At 42.8% G+C, this 19,949-nt stretch carries 18 protein-coding genes; 8 read left to right on the top strand and 10 right to left on the bottom strand.

The features are described from left to right. The first annotated feature begins 122 nt into the window (after positions 1–122). Positions 123–599, top strand: coding sequence for a DUF4234 domain-containing protein (locus tag NH153_RS18545; RefSeq protein ID WP_063706703.1), 477 nt, complete (start codon positions 123–125; stop codon positions 597–599). Positions 600–669: 70 nt separating this feature from the next. Here the strand turns inward: NH153_RS18545 and NH153_RS18540 are convergent, their stop codons facing one another. The 7 genes from NH153_RS18540 to efpL all read right to left on the bottom strand — a co-directional run bounded on the left by NH153_RS18540 (position 670) and on the right by efpL (position 7,946). Continuing rightward, positions 670–1,989: a DUF58 domain-containing protein gene (locus NH153_RS18540; protein ID WP_063706700.1), complete on the bottom strand. Its 1,320-nt coding sequence runs from the start codon at positions 1,987–1,989 to the stop codon at positions 670–672. Further along, positions 1,986–2,969, bottom strand: coding sequence for an AAA family ATPase (locus NH153_RS18535; protein ID WP_063706698.1), 984 nt, complete (start codon positions 2,967–2,969; stop codon positions 1,986–1,988). Before NH153_RS18535 ends, NH153_RS18540 begins: the two co-directional genes overlap by 4 nt. Further along, positions 2,966–4,114 (bottom strand): DUF4350 domain-containing protein, encoded by a 1,149-nt coding sequence (locus tag NH153_RS18530; protein WP_063706696.1) that lies wholly within the window; start codon positions 4,112–4,114, stop codon positions 2,966–2,968. The genes NH153_RS18535 and NH153_RS18530 overlap by 4 nt, the downstream gene beginning before the upstream one ends. After that, a complete protein-coding gene (locus NH153_RS18525) occupies positions 4,104–5,564 on the bottom strand; it encodes a hypothetical protein (RefSeq protein ID WP_063706694.1) in 1,461 nt (486 codons plus the stop codon). The genes NH153_RS18530 and NH153_RS18525 overlap by 11 nt, the downstream gene beginning before the upstream one ends. Continuing rightward, positions 5,554–6,504, bottom strand: coding sequence for a stage II sporulation protein M (locus tag NH153_RS18520; RefSeq protein ID WP_063706692.1), 951 nt, complete (start codon positions 6,502–6,504; stop codon positions 5,554–5,556). The genes NH153_RS18525 and NH153_RS18520 overlap by 11 nt, the downstream gene beginning before the upstream one ends. Then, positions 6,501–7,229: an RDD family protein gene (locus NH153_RS18515; RefSeq protein ID WP_063706690.1), complete on the bottom strand. Its 729-nt coding sequence runs from the start codon at positions 7,227–7,229 to the stop codon at positions 6,501–6,503. The genes NH153_RS18520 and NH153_RS18515 overlap by 4 nt, the downstream gene beginning before the upstream one ends. A gap of 144 nt (positions 7,230–7,373) precedes the next feature. After that, positions 7,374–7,946: an elongation factor P-like protein EfpL gene (efpL, locus tag NH153_RS18510; protein ID WP_063706689.1), complete on the bottom strand. Its 573-nt coding sequence runs from the start codon at positions 7,944–7,946 to the stop codon at positions 7,374–7,376. A gap of 190 nt (positions 7,947–8,136) precedes the next feature. Here efpL and NH153_RS18505 point away from each other — a divergent pair, with 190 nt between their 5' ends. After that, positions 8,137–8,523, top strand: a complete 387-nt coding sequence (locus tag NH153_RS18505; RefSeq protein ID WP_063706687.1) for an MmcQ/YjbR family DNA-binding protein — start codon at positions 8,137–8,139, stop codon at positions 8,521–8,523. A 13-nt stretch (positions 8,524–8,536) separates the two neighbouring features. On the opposite strand, the gene NH153_RS18500 is transcribed toward NH153_RS18505, so the two are convergent. The 3 genes from NH153_RS18500 to fadI form a co-directional block, all read right to left on the bottom strand. Continuing rightward, a complete protein-coding gene (locus NH153_RS18500; protein WP_063706685.1) occupies positions 8,537–9,067 on the bottom strand; it encodes a GNAT family N-acetyltransferase in 531 nt (176 codons plus the stop codon). A 137-nt stretch (positions 9,068–9,204) separates the two neighbouring features. After that, entirely contained in the window at positions 9,205–11,430 is a 2,226-nt protein-coding gene (gene fadJ, locus NH153_RS18495; RefSeq protein ID WP_063706683.1) for a fatty acid oxidation complex subunit alpha FadJ, read from the bottom strand. Next, the gene (gene fadI, locus NH153_RS18490; RefSeq protein WP_063529462.1) at positions 11,430–12,740 is read right to left on the bottom strand and encodes an acetyl-CoA C-acyltransferase FadI; all 1,311 of its coding nucleotides are present in this window, start codon (positions 12,738–12,740) and stop codon (positions 11,430–11,432) included. The genes fadJ and fadI overlap by 1 nt, the downstream gene beginning before the upstream one ends. 335 nt (positions 12,741–13,075) lie before the next feature. On the opposite strand from fadI, the gene NH153_RS18485 reads away from it, so the two are divergent. From NH153_RS18485 to NH153_RS18460, 6 genes are read left to right on the top strand one after another with little or no spacing between them, the layout of a single operon-like run. Next, positions 13,076–14,032 (top strand): AAA family ATPase, encoded by a 957-nt coding sequence (locus tag NH153_RS18485; RefSeq protein WP_054553219.1) that lies wholly within the window; start codon positions 13,076–13,078, stop codon positions 14,030–14,032. Between the two features lie 3 nt (positions 14,033–14,035). Further along, on the top strand, positions 14,036–14,980 hold the full coding sequence (locus NH153_RS18480) for a DUF58 domain-containing protein (protein WP_063706681.1): 945 nt from the start codon (positions 14,036–14,038) through the stop codon (positions 14,978–14,980). Between the two features lie 2 nt (positions 14,981–14,982). Further along, on the top strand, positions 14,983–15,423 hold the full coding sequence (locus NH153_RS18475; RefSeq protein WP_063706678.1) for a DUF4381 domain-containing protein: 441 nt from the start codon (positions 14,983–14,985) through the stop codon (positions 15,421–15,423). Beyond that, positions 15,416–16,405: a vWA domain-containing protein gene (locus tag NH153_RS18470; RefSeq protein WP_063706676.1), complete on the top strand. Its 990-nt coding sequence runs from the start codon at positions 15,416–15,418 to the stop codon at positions 16,403–16,405. Before NH153_RS18475 ends, NH153_RS18470 begins: the two co-directional genes overlap by 8 nt. Before the next feature lies 1 nt (position 16,406). Then, positions 16,407–18,284, top strand: coding sequence for a vWA domain-containing protein (locus tag NH153_RS18465; protein WP_063706674.1), 1,878 nt, complete (start codon positions 16,407–16,409; stop codon positions 18,282–18,284). Further along, complete coding sequence (locus NH153_RS18460; protein WP_063706672.1) at positions 18,278–19,927, top strand: BatD family protein; 1,650 nt, start codon at positions 18,278–18,280, stop codon at positions 19,925–19,927. Before NH153_RS18465 ends, NH153_RS18460 begins: the two co-directional genes overlap by 7 nt. Positions 19,928–19,949: the final 22 nt, after the last annotated feature.

The raw sequence follows: 19,949 nt of genomic DNA, 5'->3' as shown, positions 1-19,949 counted from the left end.
TGATGCTACTTGGCCTTACTTTCTAGGCTGTTGAAATGATGTACAAAAACCAAGCTCACTGCTATTATCGGTACGTGCAATTTGCACAAAGGAATATACAAAAATAATTATGAGGAATCGTTATGTCTGAAGAATCAGCTAACATTTATGAAGCACCAGAAGCTGAGCTTACTCAGCAAAATACCAGCGGTAATAGACCTATTTTAAACTTTGACCGCTTCTCTGCTTGGGGCGTGTTCTTTTTATGCCTTTTCACATTTGGTATTTACGCCGTATACTGGCTAGTAAGCCGGACCAATCAAGCAAATACGCTAGCTAAACATAAGGTAAGTCAAAACCTAGTTTATGGCTATGTTGCCCTCTACGCAATTAACATTGGTTTAGCATTCACATCTATTCCAGAAGGTTTATCTGCGCTTGTTTCGCTGGCTTCTTTTGTTGTTGGGATTGTATTAGTTTTCTCTCTTCGTACATCAATTAAAGAGTTGATTAATGAAGGCAGCAATGAACCAGTTCATTTAGGTGGTATTTTAACGTTTTTCTTTAACGTTATTTATTTCCAATACAAAATCAACGAAGCTATTGATAATCAGAAATAATCGTTTCATAGATTTCGTTATTTATTAAAAAAGGCATTGAATTCAATGCCTTTTTTATTGCTAGCTAGTATTACAATGCCCCGGAGTGCTTCACATTTAAATAGGTGTTAAGCACATGCGGTAGTAGCTGCTCAGGGTTACAGTCTATGGCTATCACCCCTTGTTTTTTCAGCTTTGCCATATTGGCTTTATGTGAATTTAACAGCGCTAATGCTGCACAATAGCTGGTTGCATCTTCGTACTTTTCAATAGGCTCATCGAGCACTTCACTCACGGCACGATTGTTAATATTAATAAGCGCAACTAAGTGGTGTTTTTGTAATAGCTTAATTGCAGGCATCAACTCATCAATACTTTGCTCATCAAGGGTGGTCACTAATAACACTAAAGACCGTTTACTGCGTTTAGCGATTAATTGGTTCACAGCCACTAAATAGTCACTGCTGCTCTTATCTGGATATAGATCATAAAAGTGATTCATTACCCGTGATACATTCTGTGCGCCTTTTACATCGGGTAACCAGCGCAGGTTTTGGTTAAAGCTTTGCATGCTAAACCAGTCACCTTGCTTTAAAACTGTGTGCGACAGCAGTAATAATGCATTTAAAGCATGATCAAAGTGGCTGCCCTCATTGGCTTCTATGGCCATTTTTTTGGAGGCATCGAGCATCACAATGACGTGTTGGTTTTGCTCTTCTTGATACTCACGAGAAATGAGTTTTCGACGCTTACTGGTCGCCTGCCAATCTATCTGCCTAACACTATCACCTTGGCGGTATTCACGTAACTGCTGAAACTCAATACCATCACCGCGCTTCTTAGTGAGTTTTAAACCTGAAATAGGCTTATTCACTACGCCACTTAAATGTTGCTTTGAGGTAACACGGCTAAAATCGGGATACACTTTTAATTGAATCGCTTGCGCAGCTAACCAGTTTGTTTGCCAAAGGCCAAATGGCGACCCGACCCTAAGTTCAATGGCACTGATCTGCGCATCGCCTCGTTTGTGAGCACGTAAACTAAAGCTCTGCTTTGCTTGCTGCATAGCATCTATAAACACCGTTTGCTGTGGCTTTTGCAGCTCAATTGCATTACTCAAATGAACGCTGACATCTAACATCGTCGCATGCTTCGCTTTATTTTTAATCACGACCTGCAATACTTGGCGTCGATACAAAGCCATGTTGAGACTCGTTTGTGCACTTACTTCAAGTAAAGGCTCTGACTTCGCCGCCATATAATCGACAAATGCGACCAATAAGGGCACTATTAACAAGGCCGTTAGCACTAAGCTGTCAACCGATGCAATGGCACAGACAAGCAAGAATAACAGCAACAAAGCGGTTAATTGCACTAAGCGTTTTGCAGGTCTATGCTTGATGCGTTTCATGAGCGCGGCGCTTCAACACTGGCTAAAATGGCACTGATCACTTCATCAAATGACACCCCTTCCAGCTCCAAATCAGCTGATAAAATTAATCGGTGTCTTAAAATATTCACTGACACTGACTTCACGTCATCTGGGGTTACAAAGTCACGGCCATTCATTAATGCCATTACTTTTGCGGCTTTAATGATATTAATTGAGGCACGTAACCCTGCGCCGTGCAGCACGCCTTGCCACGTTCGTGAACTACGCACGATATCGACGGCATAATTCAGTATTTGTTCGTCCACTAAGATATCTGCACAAAGCTGTTTAATGTCTGCAATACGCTTAGCATCCAAGACTGCTGGCAGCTGCTCTACTTTGGTTTCATTAGAAACAATCTGTGTATTCAGTTTTAAAAGCTCAACTTCCGATTCATGAGAAGGAAAACCAAGCTCCACTTTCATCATAAAGCGGTCTAATTCAGCCTCAGGCAGTGGGTAAGTCCCTTCTTGATCTAATGGGTTTTGAGTGGCTAATACCATAAATGGTGAATCAATAGATAATGACTCGCCATCAATGGTGATTTGTTGCTCTTGCATCACCTCAAGGAGGGCTGATTGCGTTTTAGCTGGTGCACGGTTGATTTCATCAGCCAGCAAAATATTAGTAAAAGCGGGACCTTTTTTAATATTAAACTCACCTGATTTCATGTCATACAAACTATGGCCAACAACATCCGATGGCATTAAATCCGGCGTAAATTGCACGCGTGAGAAGTCCACATTTAAGCTTTTTGCTAGGGCTCTAACCAATAGCGTTTTACCAAGCCCAGGAACCCCTTCAAGTAACACATGGCCACCTGCAAATAGCACGGTAAGCACATCTTCAACAATGGCATCTTGACCGACTAACACACGCGAAATGTTATGCTTTACTTGTTTTACTGCATCAGCTGCCTCAACTAAGCTCATGCGATTAGTGTCCAATTCCGTGCTCATAAGGCATTCCTTAATTGTTTGAATCGTTTTATATATTCTGTTCGTTGTTCTTTTGACTCAGGCAACTTGCTAGCAAGTAGTTGAGCCACTAGTTGTTTTTCAAAATGAGTTAAACTAGCGATGATCTGCGCCTGCTTTTCTACACTGAGCATTTTAAAATTAGGTACCCGCGACTCAACTTTGGCGTAAAAATCTTTCTTTAGTGCAGCAAATAACACGGCTTCGTGACCATGCTCAGAATAAAAGCTCGCCACTGCACGGATATGCTGATTAAAGCTGGTTTTTATGTCAAAGTCAGGTGCATAAGAGCGGCCGATGCGACTACTGATATGCCACACTGCAAGCACAATTAATAACAGTAACGTCACCACACATTGCCAGCTCCAGTGCCATAATTTGGCAAACCAATTTGGGTAAGTTAGATAAGGTACATAGGTTACTTTTTCAGCCCCTTTACTTAACCAAAGTAATAAGCTGCCATGATCAAGATGGCGAAGTCGATAATTGGTAAAAGGTAACAGTGAAGGCATCACGATGATCCGACCTTGGCCAAATGCAAAGTCACACATCAAGGTGTCGCCATTATCATTATTGGTACTCACACCTGGGCAGTTTTCAATAAAAAAGGCACGGCTTAGCTCAAGGTCAAGCTGAGTGTTTTCATCGATTGACAGCGTACTATTTTTATTCCCTTCTTTGAGCATCGCAAAATCATATTCAAACACATCTTCTTGGCTTTCTACATTGATGCCAAGCTGACTAAAAAATACGGTGCTATCAATCGCCAGCTCATCGCGCTGCCTGTTTAATACATAAATTAAACGTCCGCCCTCACCAACCCAATCAGCAAGCTGTACATCTAACTGGTAAGAGTCAGCAAGCACCGCCTCATCCAAAATTAAGATACTTTGCGGGTCAATGTTTAACTCATCACCTTGTGCTTGTTCTGCCAAGCGTTTGTTTTTATTCCAATCGATACCATTGGCTTTAAGTAGCCGCTTAGCCATCGTGAAGTTATCTTTTGCCACATCACTATGAAAGCCAATTTCTATTTCTTTTTTCTGCCAATCTAAAGAAGCAATACCAGCAATAACAAATAAGCTAAACACCACTAGCGCCGCTATGAGCACAACTTTAAGCTTCATGGGCTTGCTCCTTAGTCTTTGCTGTCATAGTAGTAACTTGCTCAGTCAGCTCGATAAAGTCGATATCAGGGGTTTTATGACCCCAAGCAACCGTGACCCACGCAGAAAATAAGCGGGCAAAAATCGCTTGTCCTTGGTTTGGCACCCTTGCATCAATTGCACGTTTACATTCGCGCTCAGTCATAGAGCGGTGCAAGCGCACTTCATGCTGTTGCTGTGCCCAACTCAGCGCATGATGAAGCAAATATGCCAGTGCCAAGCGGTGCTCACCTTGCTCAAAACACTGCTTTGCTGCGGCAATTAAATCAGTAGGTAAATCTTTACTTTTAATTTCAGCAAATAAAGTGGGGATCACTGGCTCTTCATTTACTTTTGTACGCTCTGGTAAGCTTAAATTTGCAAAAAACCCGCGCTTTTGCATGAGGTAATACACTAGCCAAATAACTAATAGGCCGACCAGTACCCAAACAAATATGCCAAACACTTCACCAATCGCAGTAAACACATCGATAAGCCAAGACCAATCACTCTCTGATGAGCTGTCTTTTGCTTCGATATTTGGCACCCACGTGGTCTCAGTTTCAATGACATTAGGCTCATTGTAGAGTGCTGTAACCTGCTCTTTTACCGCTTGTTTATCGATTTGCTCTGCATAGCTTGTTGATGGTTGCAGCGTAAACGTTATCAGTATAAATAGCGTCACGGCACTGACGACGCTTGCCAAACGGGTGCGAATATTTTTAAAAGCCAGCTCTATATCCCAGCCTTCTAGTTCGACACGGCGGTGTAAATAAGCAAGGAAACCACCTGTTACAAATAACGGTGCAACTAACGATATACTGATGATATAGATAAAGTTAAATGCTATCTCAACCCAAACTGGCGCTTCGAATAGCTGATACATCGCTTCTTGTGCAGAAAATGAATGGGGCACAAGCGCAATCGTCAGCGCCGATATCCCCATTAAAATGATGAATTCAAAATGCACACAAAACAGCATCCATAATGTTTGTTTTGGCTTAGTTGAAGCAAATAAAACTCGCTTACGCTTAGTTTTGCGCTCGCCTGATAGTCGCTCGAGTTGTTCTACAGGGGCTAAAAACGCTCTGTTTGGGCTGAGCCTAAAAACGGTTAAATGCGCTAGCATATCAGCGATTTTTAACTGCTTGAGTGACTTTAAGCTACTCATTATGTTAACTGGCTGATTGAAAACCGCTTTTGACATGTAATCGAGTAAAGGTCGCTCAAATACAGGTTTAAGCCACCAAACAACAAAGCCACCTATGCCCCAATTCACTAAGAAGCTAACAATCAGAAATACAGGCACGGCCATCATCAAATACAAAGAGACCAACGCCACAGCATGCTGCTTAACTAACAACACTGTTAAATCAAAGGTCTCGTAAGCACTGCGCTTGCGCGGATTGAAGCTAAGACGATTAAGCTCCATAGCGCATTCCCCTGTATAAGCGAAAAATGACATAGGCCCAACAACCGCTGCCAACTAAATATTTAATTTCGTTAGCAATATCACGAGGTGACCAAAATGCTTCGATAAAAGCGGCAATGACTAACATCAAAAATGCGCCAACAATGAGCGGAAGTGCTTTTTGTGCAGCCTGTTTCATCGCATATGCACGGGTATACTGCCCTGGATTTAACAAGCCGTAGCCTATTTGACACCCCGCCGCTGAAGCAATAATGATAGCGGTTAACTCAAACGAGCCATGGGTGATCACAAACGAGAAAAACGGCCCTTCAAATCCAACATTCACAATGTGAGCCGCAACGGCACCAAAATAAAAACTATTGAACAACAAGAAAAAAGCAGCGCCAACACAAAACAACACGCCACCTGCAAACATCTGAAATGCAATGCCAATGTTATTGTAGATATAGACCCCGAACATCATCAGATCTTGTGATGCACCGCGCTCTGCTGATTGAACACTACCACTTGGGTTATACATTTGTTCGATATTAAGAACGGTGCTTTGCCCTAAAAATGTATACGCGGCATCAGGGTCGATTGTCACCCAAATAAAAGCAATTAAGGCCAATCCCCAAAATGCCAATAAGTTAATGCCAAGCATGAAACGATTTTCATACAGTGCACGCGGAAATGCCGTGCGTGCCACATGCCATATTTCAGAGAATTGATTACTTCGAGATAAATAAAGGCGCTTTTGTCCTAACTGCACCAGCCTGTTTATTTGCTCAATCAACACTGGGCTGTATTGACGACTTTGGGCAATAGCTAAATCATTACAGACTTTGCGATACAAATTAGGGAAATTAACAGGTAAAGACTCTGCATTATTTTGTTCACAAAGCGCTTCAAATTCATCCCAACTGACACTATTTGATTTTACAAATTGAGTTTGCTTCATTGCTTACCCTCCTGCTGCGGGTAATCGCTATCGTGTTGAGATTGTCCAGCAAAGTGGCGTGCATAGCTAACGAGCTGCGCCTCAATCTCATGCTCTTCAGCAGAAAACGGTGCAGCTAAGATAGCTGCCAACTCACGGCGCCTTGCATCAGATAATTCATCATGACGCTCAGCAAAAGCAAGCACAGCTAATTGCTCTTCGGTGGTTAAGCTGATGGTCGGAATATGCACTTCACCTTGAGATAATTCAGGGCGCGTAGCTAACTCATCGTCGTAAATGACCATGGTGCCTGCAGCCCAATCACCAATGCGTTTAAAACGGTTGTTAAACAACATAACCACAAGGCCTAAGAAGTAGCCTATCGGCAGCATATCTGCTGGGCGTAGTAAGTTACGCACCACTATTTGCGAGAAGCTTGCTGGTAAGCCATTGTCTTGCACAACACGGATTTTAAGGCGTTTTTTACCCGGCGTTTGGCCACTTTCCATTTCAAACAGGATGTTATAGCCCCATGAAATTAAAAAGTAAGCAATTAATATAAGTCCTTGCCCTGCATCGCCAAAAAATGCCAATACAGTACCCACAGCAAGTAAAACCAAACTACGGATAAGAAAATCGATAATGTAAGCATAGCTTCGCGCAACAACGCCGGCGGGAGTGATGGCGATATCAACGCCTTCGGGGAGTTTGATGTATTCTCTGTTTTCCAATCCGTGGTTTAACATTAATCTACTACTGGTATTTATTATTGTTTTCGTAAGCTAATAATAATGCGCGTTTTTCGTTCCTTTTTCAATGAATTTTGTTATGAGCACGTTACAAATAAAACAAAAAAACCGGCATTAAGCCGGTTTTTAAGAGCCTCAGAATTATTTTTCTGCACGACCCATAAATTTTTGTTCAACAGTGTTGATACGAATACGATCGCCTGTCGAAATATGCTCAGGAACTTGAATTGTTAAACCTGTTGTTAAACGCGCAGGTTTAGAACGAGCACTTGCAGAAGCACCTTTGATTGAAGGGTCAGTTTCTTCTACAACAAGTTCAACACTTGATGGTAAATCTAAACCAACCGGAGCACCATCAATCACAATAACGTGAAGACCTTGAGTTTCTTCATTAACGAATAAAACTTCTTCACTGATCGCTTCTTTATTTAGGTTGTAAGGCGTGTAATCTTCGTTATCCATAAAAACATATTCGTCTCCATCAATGTAAGAGAACATTGCTTCACGACGAGTTAAGTCAGCTAGCTTTAGCATGTCGCTGTCTTTAAAAGTTTCATCAACTTTACCGCCTGTTACTACATCGTATAAACGCATGCGGTATAAACTACCACCAGCACGACCCTGTGGTACAGAACGTTGAATATCTTTAACTACTAAAACACGGCCGTTATGCTCGATAGCGGCGCCTTTTTTAACTTCACTTGCCTTAGGCATGGGTGTATTCCTATCGTTTTTTGATGACAGAAATTTACCACGTAATGGCTTTTGTTCAATAAAAATTTGCAGTTTTCACTCATGCCCGTTATTTATTCGATTTTTCAGCAAATTATGACAATAGTTGTCTCCAAACTACGAAAAAGCTGCTATGTTTATAACTACGAAAAATGACTTCAAGGATTGGATCATGAATCAACACACAGTACACGAGTATTTAATGAAAAAGCCATTGGTGATGATCACCCAACCATTTGGCCAAGATGTCGACGTTTACAAGGTGAATCATAAAATGTTTGCTACCCTTGCCGAGGGCAAAGAAGGTCAAACAGACGATGAAGGTAATCTTGTATGGTGGCTAAATCTGAAATGCGATCCAGATGAAGCCCAAGCACTGCGTGATATTTTCCCGTCGGTGATCCCGGGTTATCACATGAACAAACGTTTATGGAATACGGTTATTTTAGATGGCACCGTACCACAAGGAGAGATTGAACGAATGATCGATAATTCGTTTGATTTAGTGGTTGCGAATATGCCAGAAAAAGACAGAAAAGCGATTGCGCTTCATCTGTAAAATTGCGCACTGATCACACTCTGTGATCAGTGCAACTTAAATGAAAATGATGATCGGTATACAAAACGCCGCCAATGGCATACGCATCTAGCTGCTTCTCGACTAACTGAAAACCACACTTCTCAAGTACTTTTTCCGAACCGATATTACCCTCGGTGACAACCGCTTTAAATTCACGCACCGCATGCTCTGATGTGGCGTAATTAAGCACTGCTTGCAAAGACTCTGTAGCATAGCCACGACCATGAAAATTAGGCAGTAGCAAATAACCAACCTCTTGACTATCTGGCACTGTTGATGAGGTAAAGCCAGTTACACCCACCTCTTTACCGGTACTGGTTTCAACAATAACTAAACAAAGTGGTGAATTCGTATTTGGCTGCCAAGGCTTTAAACGTTCATTAAACTTAGCACGTAACTGCGCCTCTGAGGGCTTATCGAAGCATTTAGCTATAACTTCGGCATCATTATGCAAAGTATAAAACAATGGCCAGTCATCGGCATTTAATAGCCGTAATGTTAATCGCGCAGTGGTGAGAGTCATGGTGATTAATCGCTTTGTAAATAAACCTAGTTATAACAAACCGACTTCACGAGTTAAATACCACTTATGGCCAATATCGAAACAAAAAGCCCCGCTCAATGAGCAGGGCTTTTATATTAACTAATCAATTTAAAGAATTAGCTTTTGGTCGTTTCTGTATCCGCGACTTCTGACGCTTGCTCGTCTTCGACCACTTCTTTGGTTACTTCAACCGGATCGACTGGCGCGATTTCAGCTACTGCCGGCTCTTCGCTTTCTGCTTGGTAAAAACGATCACCCTTTTCAGCCATTGCTTTTAACGTATCGCAAGGTGTGAAAATTGGGTTGTAGTTAGCAAAAGTCGCCATTTCTGAGCTCACTTGTGCTGCACCCAGTTTATCCATATAGCTAAATGGACCGCCTAAGAATGGTGGAAAACCGATACCAAAAATTGCGCCAATATCACCATCACGCGGGCTTGCAATAATGCCATCATCTAAACAGCGTACCGCTTCGTTTAGCATTTGCGCAACACAACGTTTAGCAATTTCGCTCTTGTTTAAACGAGGTGATGGCGTAACACCAAGAAGCTCGTATACTGACTCATCCACTTTTTTATCTTTCTTGTCGTAAAGATAAAAACCACGGCCAGTCTTACGACCTAAACGCTTAGAGTCGATTAAGCGATTGAAGGCATCCGGGGCTTTAAAGCGCTCGCCCAATTCTTTTTCAAGGATTGGCGCAATTTTAGAACCGATATCAATCCCTACTTCATCAAGTAACGCTAAAGGCCCTACCGGGAAACCAAACTCTACTAATGCTTGGTCAATCTTTTCAATCGGCTCACCTGCAAGCAGTAAATTAGCCGCTTCATTGACATAAGGCGCTAAGATACGGTTTACATAGAAACCAGCCATGTCTTTAACCACAATCGGTGTTTTACCTTGCTTACGGGCAAAGTTAACGACGCGAGCGATGGTTTCTTCAGACGTACCAGCATGAGGAATGATCTCAACAAGTGGCATTTTCTCAACTGGTGAGAAGTAATGCAGACCAATTACATTTTCTGGGCGTGCTGCATCCGCAGCAATTTGTGCAATCGGTAATGACGAGGTATTACTTGCAAAAATAGTGTTGTCTTGGCATTCACGTTCAACATCAGCCACCATACCTTGCTTTAAAGCAAGATCTTCAAACACTGCTTCGATAACGATATCAATGTGTTTAAAGCCACTGTAATCGGTAGTACCGGTAATGCGGTTCATGGTTTGTTGTAGCTCTGCTTTAGATAAAATACGACGCTTTTGCTTTTTATCTAAAATTTTATAGCTGTAGTTCATTGCATTGCTGATGCCCTTTTCAGCCACATCTTTAATGCGCACAGGAACACCGGCTTTTACAGCACTAACATGGGCAATACCCGCGCCCATTAGGCCGCCACCTAATACTGCCGCTTTAGCGATTGCTGGTGCATCATCATTACGCCACTCTTTTTTCATTTCAGTGGTTGCAAAGAAAATACCGCGTAATGCTTTTGACTCATCGCTCATTACCAGCGTGGCAAAGCCTTCAGCTTCAGTTTTGTATGCTTTTAACTGATCAAGTTCAACACTTGCACGAACCGCTTTAATAATGGCTAAAGGTGCTGGGTAGTGACCGCCTGTTTTCTTCAGTACGTTTTCTTGTGCTTTTTTGAAAATAATATTGCGACCAAATGGGTTTGACTCAAGTAATTGGCTTAAACGGTCTAGCTTTGGTTTAGTGACCTTTGCCTTACCTTTCAGGGCAAACTCTTTAGCAACGTCAAGTAATACACTGTGTGGAACACAATCATTTACTAAGCCTGTTTTCTTCGCTTGCTTAGCACGTACTTGCTTACCAGTAAGCATCCACTCAAGTGCTTTTTGTAGACCAACTAATTTAGGTAAGCGCTGAGTACCGCCACCACCAGGTAATAAGCCTAACTGTACTTCTGGCAAACCAAGCTTAGTGATATCGCTGTCTGAACACACGCGATAATCACAAGCTAAAGCAAACTCTAAACCACCCCCTAATGCCGCACCATGAATGGCACTCACTGTTGGGAAAGGCAGCTTTTTCATATCGAAAAATGCTTGCTGGCACATTTCGCTTAACGCTAATGCATCTTCACGGCTATTAGCGCTATCAAGCATTTTAATATCAGCACCAGCGATAAAGTTATCGCTTTTACCACTGATAAATACCATGCCTTTTACCGCTTGCGCTTGTGCGTCTTTAAGTAAGGTTTTTAAATCTTCTGCAAAACTACTGCGCAGGGTGTTCATTTTCTCACCCGGCACATCAATGGTTACAACGGCTACGCCGTCATCAGCCACTGATAAACTAAATACTGAATCTGTCATTACGCACTCTCCAATACAAAGGCTGCGCCTAAGCCACCCGCTGCACACGCAGTCGTAAGCGCTAAGCCGCCACCGCGACGATTAAGTTCATGTAAGCTTTGCGTGATCAGGCGCGCACCTGTTGCCGCAAATGGGTGACCGTATGCAAGTGAGCCACCTAAAACATTGAACTTGTCCATGTTAATTTCGCCGATCGCTTTGCTACGACCTAGCTTTTCTTGTGCAAATTTATCTGACGCAAACATCTTCATGTTAGCCAGTGTTTGCGCTGCAAATGCTTCGTGCATTTCGATTAAATCTAAATCAGCTAGTGTGATACCTGCTCTATCTAGGGCAATTGGCGTTGAGTGTGCCGGACCCATTAGCATATCTTCATGTACACCAATTGCTGAGAAAGCAAAGCTACGCACATAACCTAAAATGTTGTAACCCAATGCTTTAGCTTTACTCTCGCTCATCATTAATACCGCAGCGGCACCATCGGTTAATGGCGTTGCGTTAGCTGCAGTCACTGAACCATGTTGACGGTCAAATACTGGTTTTAACTTCGCGTAGCCTTCAACTGTTGAGTTATGACGAATGTTATTGTCTTGCTCAATAAAGCTCTTATAAGGCGCAACATGGGCAGTCATTACTTCGTCTTTCAGTTTACCATCTGCCCACGCTTGGCTTGCAAGGGTATGAGAACGATGTGCTAAAGCATCTTGATCTTCGCGGCTAATGTTATGCGTTTTTGCCATTTGTTCTGCTGTTTGACCCATAGATAAACCAGTAGAGTACTCAGCGACCGCTGGCGGAACAGGAAGTAAATCTTTTAAACGTAGTTTAGAGAAAATCTTTAAACGCTGGCCAAGCGTACGTGCTTTGTTTAAATCAACAAGGCTACCCGCTAATTTTTTGCTAACACCAATGGGTAACACAGACGATGAGTCAGCACCACCAGCGATACCTACTTGCACTGAGCCTGCCATAATTGACTCGGCTACGTTAGCAATGGCTTGGAAACTTGTCGCACACGCACGCGAAACAGAATAAGCATCAACAGAAACAGGCATACCCGTACCTAGTACAATTTCACGGGCAATATTTGGCGCTTCTGGCATTTGCACTACTTGGCCAAATACAAGTTGGTCAATTTCAGATTTATCGAAGTTAAGTCGCTCAAGCATTTCGTTGACAACTAACTTACCCATATCAAGGGCTGGTACATGATGGAATGCTGTGGCTTGCTTTGCGAATGGCGTTCGCAGGCCGCTAACGATAGCGATACGATCGCCTTTTGCTGTTTTAAGTATATTTTGCTCAGACATTTATGCTCTCCCGCTGACAGGTCTGACCTGTTTGTTTTTCCTGATTCTAAAACAACCCGTGTACGAATGCCAATAGTAAGTTTTCAACCATAGGCTTTTTTCGGCCTATTTACAAAAAACACCGAATTTATATGGTAGGCTAAAAATCCTTAAAAAATAACGAACTATTTGAGGATTTTCTGTCTAACACTTGTGTTATAACTTTTGAATCCTTATAACTTGTTGATGGCGCCCCATCACGGTACCGCGAAAAGAATTTATCGGCACTGAATGTAACGTATTGGCGCATAACAAAAACAATTTTTGACTCACGCTTTTAGGACAGTCTTTTTATTATGGCAGTTAACGCATTTTCACAATTAAAATCATACCTAGACACGCAAATTATCGGCCAACCACAATTAACTCAAGCACTGTTAATCGCGATTTTGGCAGACGGCCATTTATTAGTAGAAGGCCCTCCGGGTCTTGCTAAGACACGTGCAGTGAATGCCTTAGCAAAAGGCGTTGAAGGCAGCTTTCAACGTGTGCAATTTACCCCAGACTTATTACCTGCAGATGTCACAGGTACCGATATTTATCGCCAGCAAACCAGTGAGTTCGTATTTGAAAAAGGCCCGTTATTTCATAACCTAATTTTGGCAGATGAAATAAACCGTGCTCCTGCTAAAGTGCAATCAGCTCTTCTTGAAGCCATGGCTGAACGCCAAGTAACGGTGGGTAAAAACACCTATCCACTGTCTGATCTCTTTATGGTTATGGCAACCCAAAACCCTCTAGAACAAGAAGGCACTTACCCACTACCAGAAGCTCAGCTTGATCGTTTCTTATTGCATTTGAGCATTGATTACCCGGGTGCTGAACACGAATTAGATATCCTACGTCTAACCCGTGGCGAGGCTATTTCTGACAAGCAAGCTACGACACAGCAAATTAGTCAAAGTGAGCTATTTGCTGCCCGTAAAGCGATATTAGGTTTGTATTTAGCTGAGCCGCTTGAGAAATACCTAGTACAGTTAATTGTTGCCACTCGTGAAGCTGCAGAGCTTGATGAGCAACTTGGTCGCTGGATTGAATATGGCGCAAGCCCACGTGCAACGATTGCCCTTGATAAGTGTGCCCGCGCGCATGCTTGGCTAGAAGGTCGTGACTTTGTTGCGCCTGATGATATTCAAGCTGTGCTGCACAATGTATTGCGTCACCGTATTATCTTAAGTTACGAAGCACAGGCCGATGGTATCAGTAAAGACGATGTGATCAGCCGTATTTTAGAATTGGTGGCAGTACCATAAGCTATGTCGAGCCAATTTGATCCAGCGGCGTGGTTAGCAGCGAGTCATAGTCAAGGCGTCAATTTATCACTCAAAGAGTTGATGTATTACAAAGCCAAAGCTCGTTTGCTAGAACTTGCGCCCAAAGTAAAAATCAAAAACAGCTTAGCTGGGCAATACCTTGCGCCCCATAAAGGCCGCGGTATGGAGTTTGCCGAGGTGCGTCATTACCAAGCCGGTGATGACATACGCTCTATCGACTGGCGTGTTACTGCACGCACTGGCGAAACCCACACTAAGCTGTTTCAAGAAGAAAAAGAGCGCCCTGTTTTTGTCTTTACCGACTTCTCTAACTCGATGCTATTTGGCTCAAAGTTACTGTTAAAATCGGTGCAAGCAGCGCATATCAGCGCATTGGTTGCTTGGTCAGCGTGCCAACGAGGTGATCGCATCGGTGGTCTGGTGTTTAATCAGCAAGGTCATCACGAATTAAAACCCACCTCTCGAGAAAAAGCCGTGTTAAAGCTTTGTCACAACTTATGTGATATTCACAGTCAAGCACTGGCTAATATCGACCAAACAGCCTCCAGCTTATTCAGCGAAAACCTTAAACGCCTTAATCATTTAGCAAAACCAGGAAGCTTGGTTTATATCGTCTCCGATTTTAGTGCGCTTGATGAAGCAAGCTTCAAACAGCTTGAAATACTCAGCAGACACTGTGAATTGATTGGTTGCCATATTAGCGATCCGTTCGAGCACCAGCTACCTGCTTTTAAACAAACTGTGACCGTGTCGGCGAATGGCCAAGAGCTTGCGTTACCGTTAATGGATAAGCAATTTCGCGAGCGCTTTGCTAAGTCTGCCGAAGAGTCGTTTTCTAATAGATTAAAGCGCTTACAAAAATCTGGGCTTAGTTTAATTTCATTCAGTGCAGCCACTCCACTTGAGCTGCAATTAGTGAGAAAGTAACAATGCAAAAAAATCCGCTAGATGGCTTACATGATGTCATTGCACCGACCGAGGTTGCATGGTGGCCACTTGCTCCAATTTGGTGGCTGATCATCGCCTTAGTTGGTTCGTTATTAATTATCGGCTTAGTGCTTTTATATAAAAACCAGCAGTTTAAAAAAGCCAAAAAACAAGCCATTAAATTAAGCAAAACCCTCAGCGATGAGGATACGCAAGAGCTGCACATTATTTTAAAACGCTTAACTCGCCATTATTACAACAGCCAACTTGCCTCTCAGCCTTTGGCTAAATGGTCAGAAAGTTTATCTAAGCTCAGTGGCGACAACTTTAGTTATGATGAACTAATGCCGCTTTATCAACAGCATAGTAATAATGCTGAGCTTGGGGCTAAATTGCGCAGTGCTATCAGCAACTTTAAACTCAAGGAGCCAATTAATGTTTGAGTTTAGTTGGCCATGGTGTTTTGTACTTTTACCACTGCCTTGGTTATTGAGCCGCTTCATGCCCTTAAAACAACAAGGGCAGTTACGTTTACGTATTCCTGGCTTTGCTAAACTTGGCTTAAATAATCAAGCAGTACAACAACATAGCCGCAAAGTTTCGATTCTCGAATGGGCTGTTTGGGTCTCTTTGGTTGTCGCTATTGCAAACCCAACTTGGCTTGATGAACCGATCACGCTGCCTAATGAAGGACGCGATATTATGCTTGCGGTGGACTTATCTGGCTCAATGACAGAGCAAGATATGGAGTATCGAAATAATCAATATGTAGATAGGCTCACTATGGTAAAAGCTGTACTCAGTGATTTTATCGAGCAGCGTCAAGGTGATCGCCTTGGTCTTATCTTATTTGGGGATACCGCATTTTTACAAACGCCCCTTACCCGTGATGTTAAAACGGTGAGCCAAATGCTCAGCGAAGCGCAGATTGGCCTAGTAGGTAGAGCAACAGCCATCGGTGATGCGTTAGGTTTATCCGTAAAACGTTTTGCTAATAAAGATGAAAGTAACCGTATCGTAGTGCTATTAACCGATGGTCAAAACACCGCCGGTAACCTTGATCCTGAAGATGCGCTACTGTTAGCCCGCGAAGAAGGCATTAAAGTGTATACCATAGGGGTTGGCTCAGATAGTAAACGTGGCTTTAGCCTGTTTAATGTGGGTGGTATGAGTGGTGGTAACTTGGATGAAACTTTACTAAAACGCATTGCCGAGCAAACTGGCGGCTTATACTTTAGAGCAAAAGATGTCGCTGGTTTACAGCAAATTTATCAAGAGCTCGATAAACTTGAGCCTATCAGTAGTTATGAGCAAACGTTCCGCCCACAAATTTCATTGTTTTATATTCCACTGCTTGTCGCACTTGGATTTATCGGTTTAGCAATGCTAGTCAATTTTATTCGCCAATTTAAGCAGGAGAGCTAGTATGGATTTTGAATTTATTCGCCCTGCCCTACTTTGGTTATTAATCCCCGCGCTGATTATTTTTAGTGTGCTGTTGGTACGCAACAAAAAAAGCGCCCCTGCTGATTTAATTGCGCCCCATTTGGCGCAGTTTATAATGAGCGACAATCATAAAAAACAAAGCCAACCGCTTTGGCTAGTTGCTGTATTTACTCTGTTAGCCATCGTGTTTACAGCAGGTCCAAGCTTTGAGAAGAAACAAGTCCCGGTGTTTCAAGCAAAGAATGCACGGGTCATTGTGATGGACATGTCGTACTCCATGTTCAGTACCGACATCGCACCAAGCCGGTTAGTTCAAGCTCGCTTTAAAGCACTTGATATGATTGAGCTTTTCAAAGAAGGTGATACGGCATTGGTCGCTTATGCAGGCTCTGCATTCACAATTTCGCCGCTAACCAATGACGCCAGCACCTTGGCTAACCTTATCCCAAGTCTAAGCCCTGATATCATGCCGAGCAAAGGTTCAAATGTTATTGAAGGCCTAGAAAAAGCCGACGATTTACTAAAACAAGCGGGCTATTTAGATGGTGATATTATTTTAGTCACCGATGGGGTTGATAGCTTAGATCAAGAAGATATTAGCCGCTTTACTGCTCAGTCTAATTATCGCTTAAATGTCTATGGCGTCGGCACAGAGCAAGGGGCGCCGATTAAGTTACCAGAAGGTGGCTTTTTAAAAGATATGCAAGGGCAGATTGTGATTCCGACGCTAAATATCAGCCGCTTAAGTGCGCTTGCACGTAATAGCGGTGGCAAATTTGCACTGTATCAAACCAGTAATCAAGATATTCAAACATTTGCCCCCACTGCTAATGCTGAAGTACTCAAAGATGAGAAACAAAGCCAAGCATTATGGCGAGTTGATGCAGGTATTTACGGCCTGATTATTTTATTGCCGTTAGCGCTATTTTTAATTCGCCGTAGCAGCCTAGTACTTGGCTTTTTGTTTGTTATGCTCCTACCTCAGCAACAAGTATACGCCGCTGAATTACCAGAGGTATTTAAAAACCAAGACCAACGCGCTCTTGATGCCTACCAGCAAAATCAATTTGAACAAGCCGCTCAAGCTGAAAACACGCAACTTAAAGGCGCCGCCCTTTACCAGCAAGGTAATTACCAAGCTGCCATGGATGCGTTTAGTGAAGATAAATCTGCGACGGGCTTTTACAACTACGGTAATGCCCTTGCCAAGGCGGGTGAGCTAGAACAAGCCATAGAAGCGTATAAGCAAGCCCAACAGCTTAAAAATGACTTCACTGAGGCAAAAGAAAACCAAGCCCTCGTTGAACAGTTATTGCAGCAGCAAGAGCAACAACAACAGCAACAAGATCAACAGCAAAACAATGATCAACAAAACTCTGATGGTCAGCAAGATAACCAGCAAAAGCAACAGGGTGAAAACTCCCAGCAAGGCGAAAACTCTGAGCAAAGTGAGCAGCAAGATGGCCAACAACCGTCTGAGCAAGGTGAGCAATCAGATCAAAAAGGTGAACAAAGCGAGTCTGAAAGTGACCAGCAAAACAAACCTGAAATGCAATCTGAAAAAGACACGTCGTCACAATCAGGTGAACAACAGCCAGAGCAAGCTCCCGAGCAACAAGATGCCCAGCCACAGCCTTCGCAAAGTGATGAACAAGCTAAACAGCAAGCAGAGCAACAAGCCATGCAGGCACAAGCTGCTGAACTGACTAATGAAGAGAAAGAGAAAGCTCAGCAACTTAACCAGCTGCTGCGCAAAGTTCCCGATGATCCTGCGATCTTATTAAGAAATAAAATGCAATTAGAAGCACAAAAACGAAACTATCAACGTCGTCCACGAGGAGCCGAAAAATCATGGTAATGCGATTATTATGTTGTTTATTGCTAATCGCGGCAGCGCCGCTTTGGGCTGCCACCCAGTTACAGGCAAGTGTTGATAAAAACCCTGTCCTTGCTGGTGAGTTTTTTGTTTTAACCATCTCAGCAGACGACTCTATTAACAGCGAGCAACCTGACACTTCGGTGTTATTAAAAGACTTTGTTGTAGGGCCAACCAGTGTCAGCTCTCGCACCAATATTATTAATGGTGAAATCAGCAAGCAAACCAACTGGTCTGTAAAGCTGATGACCCGTAAAGAAGGCACTTATACCATCCCTGCCTTTACTGTTGCCGGTGTTAGTTCAAAACCCATTGAGCTAACGGTGGCTAAACGCAGCCAAACCTCTGAACAAAATAAAGAAGCCTTCATTAAAACCAGCATCAAGCCAACTAGCTTATACGTGCAAGAAGCCGGTGTTTATACGGTTAAATTGTATTTAGACAACAACAAAGAATTGCTGGATGGCAACTTAACTACACCAGAAATGGAGAACGCTGAGTTAACACCGATTAACAAGCAGTCTGAAGAATATGAGTTAATTGATGGTAAACGCTATCTAGTGATCACCCGTGAGTACTTAGTACAGCCACAAAAAAGTGGCGTGAATACTATCACGGCTCCTGTGTTCAATGGCCGTATTCGTCAAAACTACCGTCAAATGGCTGTCTCAGCGATGGGCGAAGATGTTGATGTGGAAATTAAACCAATTCCAGATAACTACACAGGCGCTTGGTTACCGAGTGAGTTGGTCAATCTTGATGAGCAATGGCAGCCAAAAGATGACACTGTTGAAGTTGGCACCCCTATCACTCGCACCATTACTTTGACTGCGTTAGGTGTGACAAAAGAGCAACTTCCAGATATCGATATGCCACAGGTGCAAGGCTTTAGAAGCTACCCTGATGCGAAAGAAAATAACCACTTAGTACGTGATGGTCGTGTTATTTCTCAGCAAACAGCTTCTTATGCTTTGTTACCGCAAACACCGGGTACTTACACATTGCCTGAAATAAAGCTGCCTTGGTTTAATACTAAAATCAATCGTATTAGCTATGCCACCATTCCAGCACGTACATTAACCGTTGTGCCAAGTACAAATCCACTTACTCCCACAGCCCCTGCCATCACTGCCCCGCAAAACAATAGTTCAAGCATGGTGAGTAAAGGTCCTGCGGATGTACAAACCGTTACGCAAGTCACTACGCCTTTATGGCTTATTATCGTGGCAATTGTCGGCTATGGACTTTGGTTAATCACCTTAGTGCTTTACATTAAAAAGCGCCCTCAACAATCGACCTCGGAAGCATTACCTACGAGCGTGTCGTCGGCGTCATTAAATGAGCTCAAGCAGTTAGCAAAACAAAATAATTGCTCAGCGTTTTATAATGCCTTAAGTCGTTATGCTAAGCAGCAAACAGGTAAAAATGCTGCGGCCATCGAGTGTTTGCAAGCATCACTCAAAAATACACAACTTAATGATGAAATTGCTAAATTACGCACTAAACTTTATAGTTCAGCAGAAGAACACGTTGATTTAAATTTAATCGTCAACTTGCTAAGCCAAGCAACAAAGCACGCTAAATCGACAAGTAATGCTACTGAATTAAAAAATCTTTACGATTAACAACTAATCTAATAGATTGAAT

This window comes from Pseudoalteromonas gelatinilytica, assembly GCF_001641615.1.
In the GTDB taxonomy this organism is placed as follows: domain Bacteria; phylum Pseudomonadota; class Gammaproteobacteria; order Enterobacterales; family Alteromonadaceae; genus Pseudoalteromonas; species Pseudoalteromonas gelatinilytica.
The sequence above is the reverse complement of the archived record's forward strand: the minus strand, read 5'-3'. Positions and strand labels throughout refer to the sequence as shown.

Bases quoted from the DNA above. Each gene is read 5' to 3' on its own strand.
- NH153_RS18460 (WP_063706672.1), top strand. From the start codon at position 18,278: ATGGTAATGCGATTATTATGTTGTTTATTGCTAATCGCGGCAGCGCCG.
- NH153_RS18535 (WP_063706698.1), bottom strand. From the start codon at position 2,969: ATGAGCACGGAATTGGACACTAATCGCATGAGCTTAGTTGAGGCAGCT.
- NH153_RS18465 (WP_063706674.1), top strand. From the start codon at position 16,407: ATGGATTTTGAATTTATTCGCCCTGCCCTACTTTGGTTATTAATCCCC.
- fadJ (WP_063706683.1), bottom strand. From the start codon at position 11,430: ATGACAGATTCAGTATTTAGTTTATCAGTGGCTGATGACGGCGTAGCC.
- NH153_RS18470 (WP_063706676.1), top strand. From the start codon at position 15,416: ATGTTTGAGTTTAGTTGGCCATGGTGTTTTGTACTTTTACCACTGCCT.
- NH153_RS18545 (WP_063706703.1), top strand. From the start codon at position 123: ATGTCTGAAGAATCAGCTAACATTTATGAAGCACCAGAAGCTGAGCTT.
- NH153_RS18485 (WP_054553219.1), top strand. From the start codon at position 13,076: ATGGCAGTTAACGCATTTTCACAATTAAAATCATACCTAGACACGCAA.
- NH153_RS18505 (WP_063706687.1), top strand. From the start codon at position 8,137: ATGAATCAACACACAGTACACGAGTATTTAATGAAAAAGCCATTGGTG.
- NH153_RS18540 (WP_063706700.1), bottom strand. From the start codon at position 1,989: ATGAAACGCATCAAGCATAGACCTGCAAAACGCTTAGTGCAATTAACC.
- NH153_RS18475 (WP_063706678.1), top strand. From the start codon at position 14,983: ATGCAAAAAAATCCGCTAGATGGCTTACATGATGTCATTGCACCGACC.
- fadI (WP_063529462.1), bottom strand. From the start codon at position 12,740: ATGTCTGAGCAAAATATACTTAAAACAGCAAAAGGCGATCGTATCGCT.
- NH153_RS18515 (WP_063706690.1), bottom strand. From the start codon at position 7,229: ATGTTAAACCACGGATTGGAAAACAGAGAATACATCAAACTCCCCGAA.
- NH153_RS18480 (WP_063706681.1), top strand. From the start codon at position 14,036: ATGTCGAGCCAATTTGATCCAGCGGCGTGGTTAGCAGCGAGTCATAGT.
- NH153_RS18500 (WP_063706685.1), bottom strand. From the start codon at position 9,067: ATGACTCTCACCACTGCGCGATTAACATTACGGCTATTAAATGCCGAT.
- efpL (WP_063706689.1), bottom strand. From the start codon at position 7,946: ATGCCTAAGGCAAGTGAAGTTAAAAAAGGCGCCGCTATCGAGCATAAC.
- NH153_RS18520 (WP_063706692.1), bottom strand. From the start codon at position 6,504: ATGAAGCAAACTCAATTTGTAAAATCAAATAGTGTCAGTTGGGATGAA.
- NH153_RS18530 (WP_063706696.1), bottom strand. From the start codon at position 4,114: ATGAAGCTTAAAGTTGTGCTCATAGCGGCGCTAGTGGTGTTTAGCTTA.
- NH153_RS18525 (WP_063706694.1), bottom strand. From the start codon at position 5,564: ATGGAGCTTAATCGTCTTAGCTTCAATCCGCGCAAGCGCAGTGCTTAC.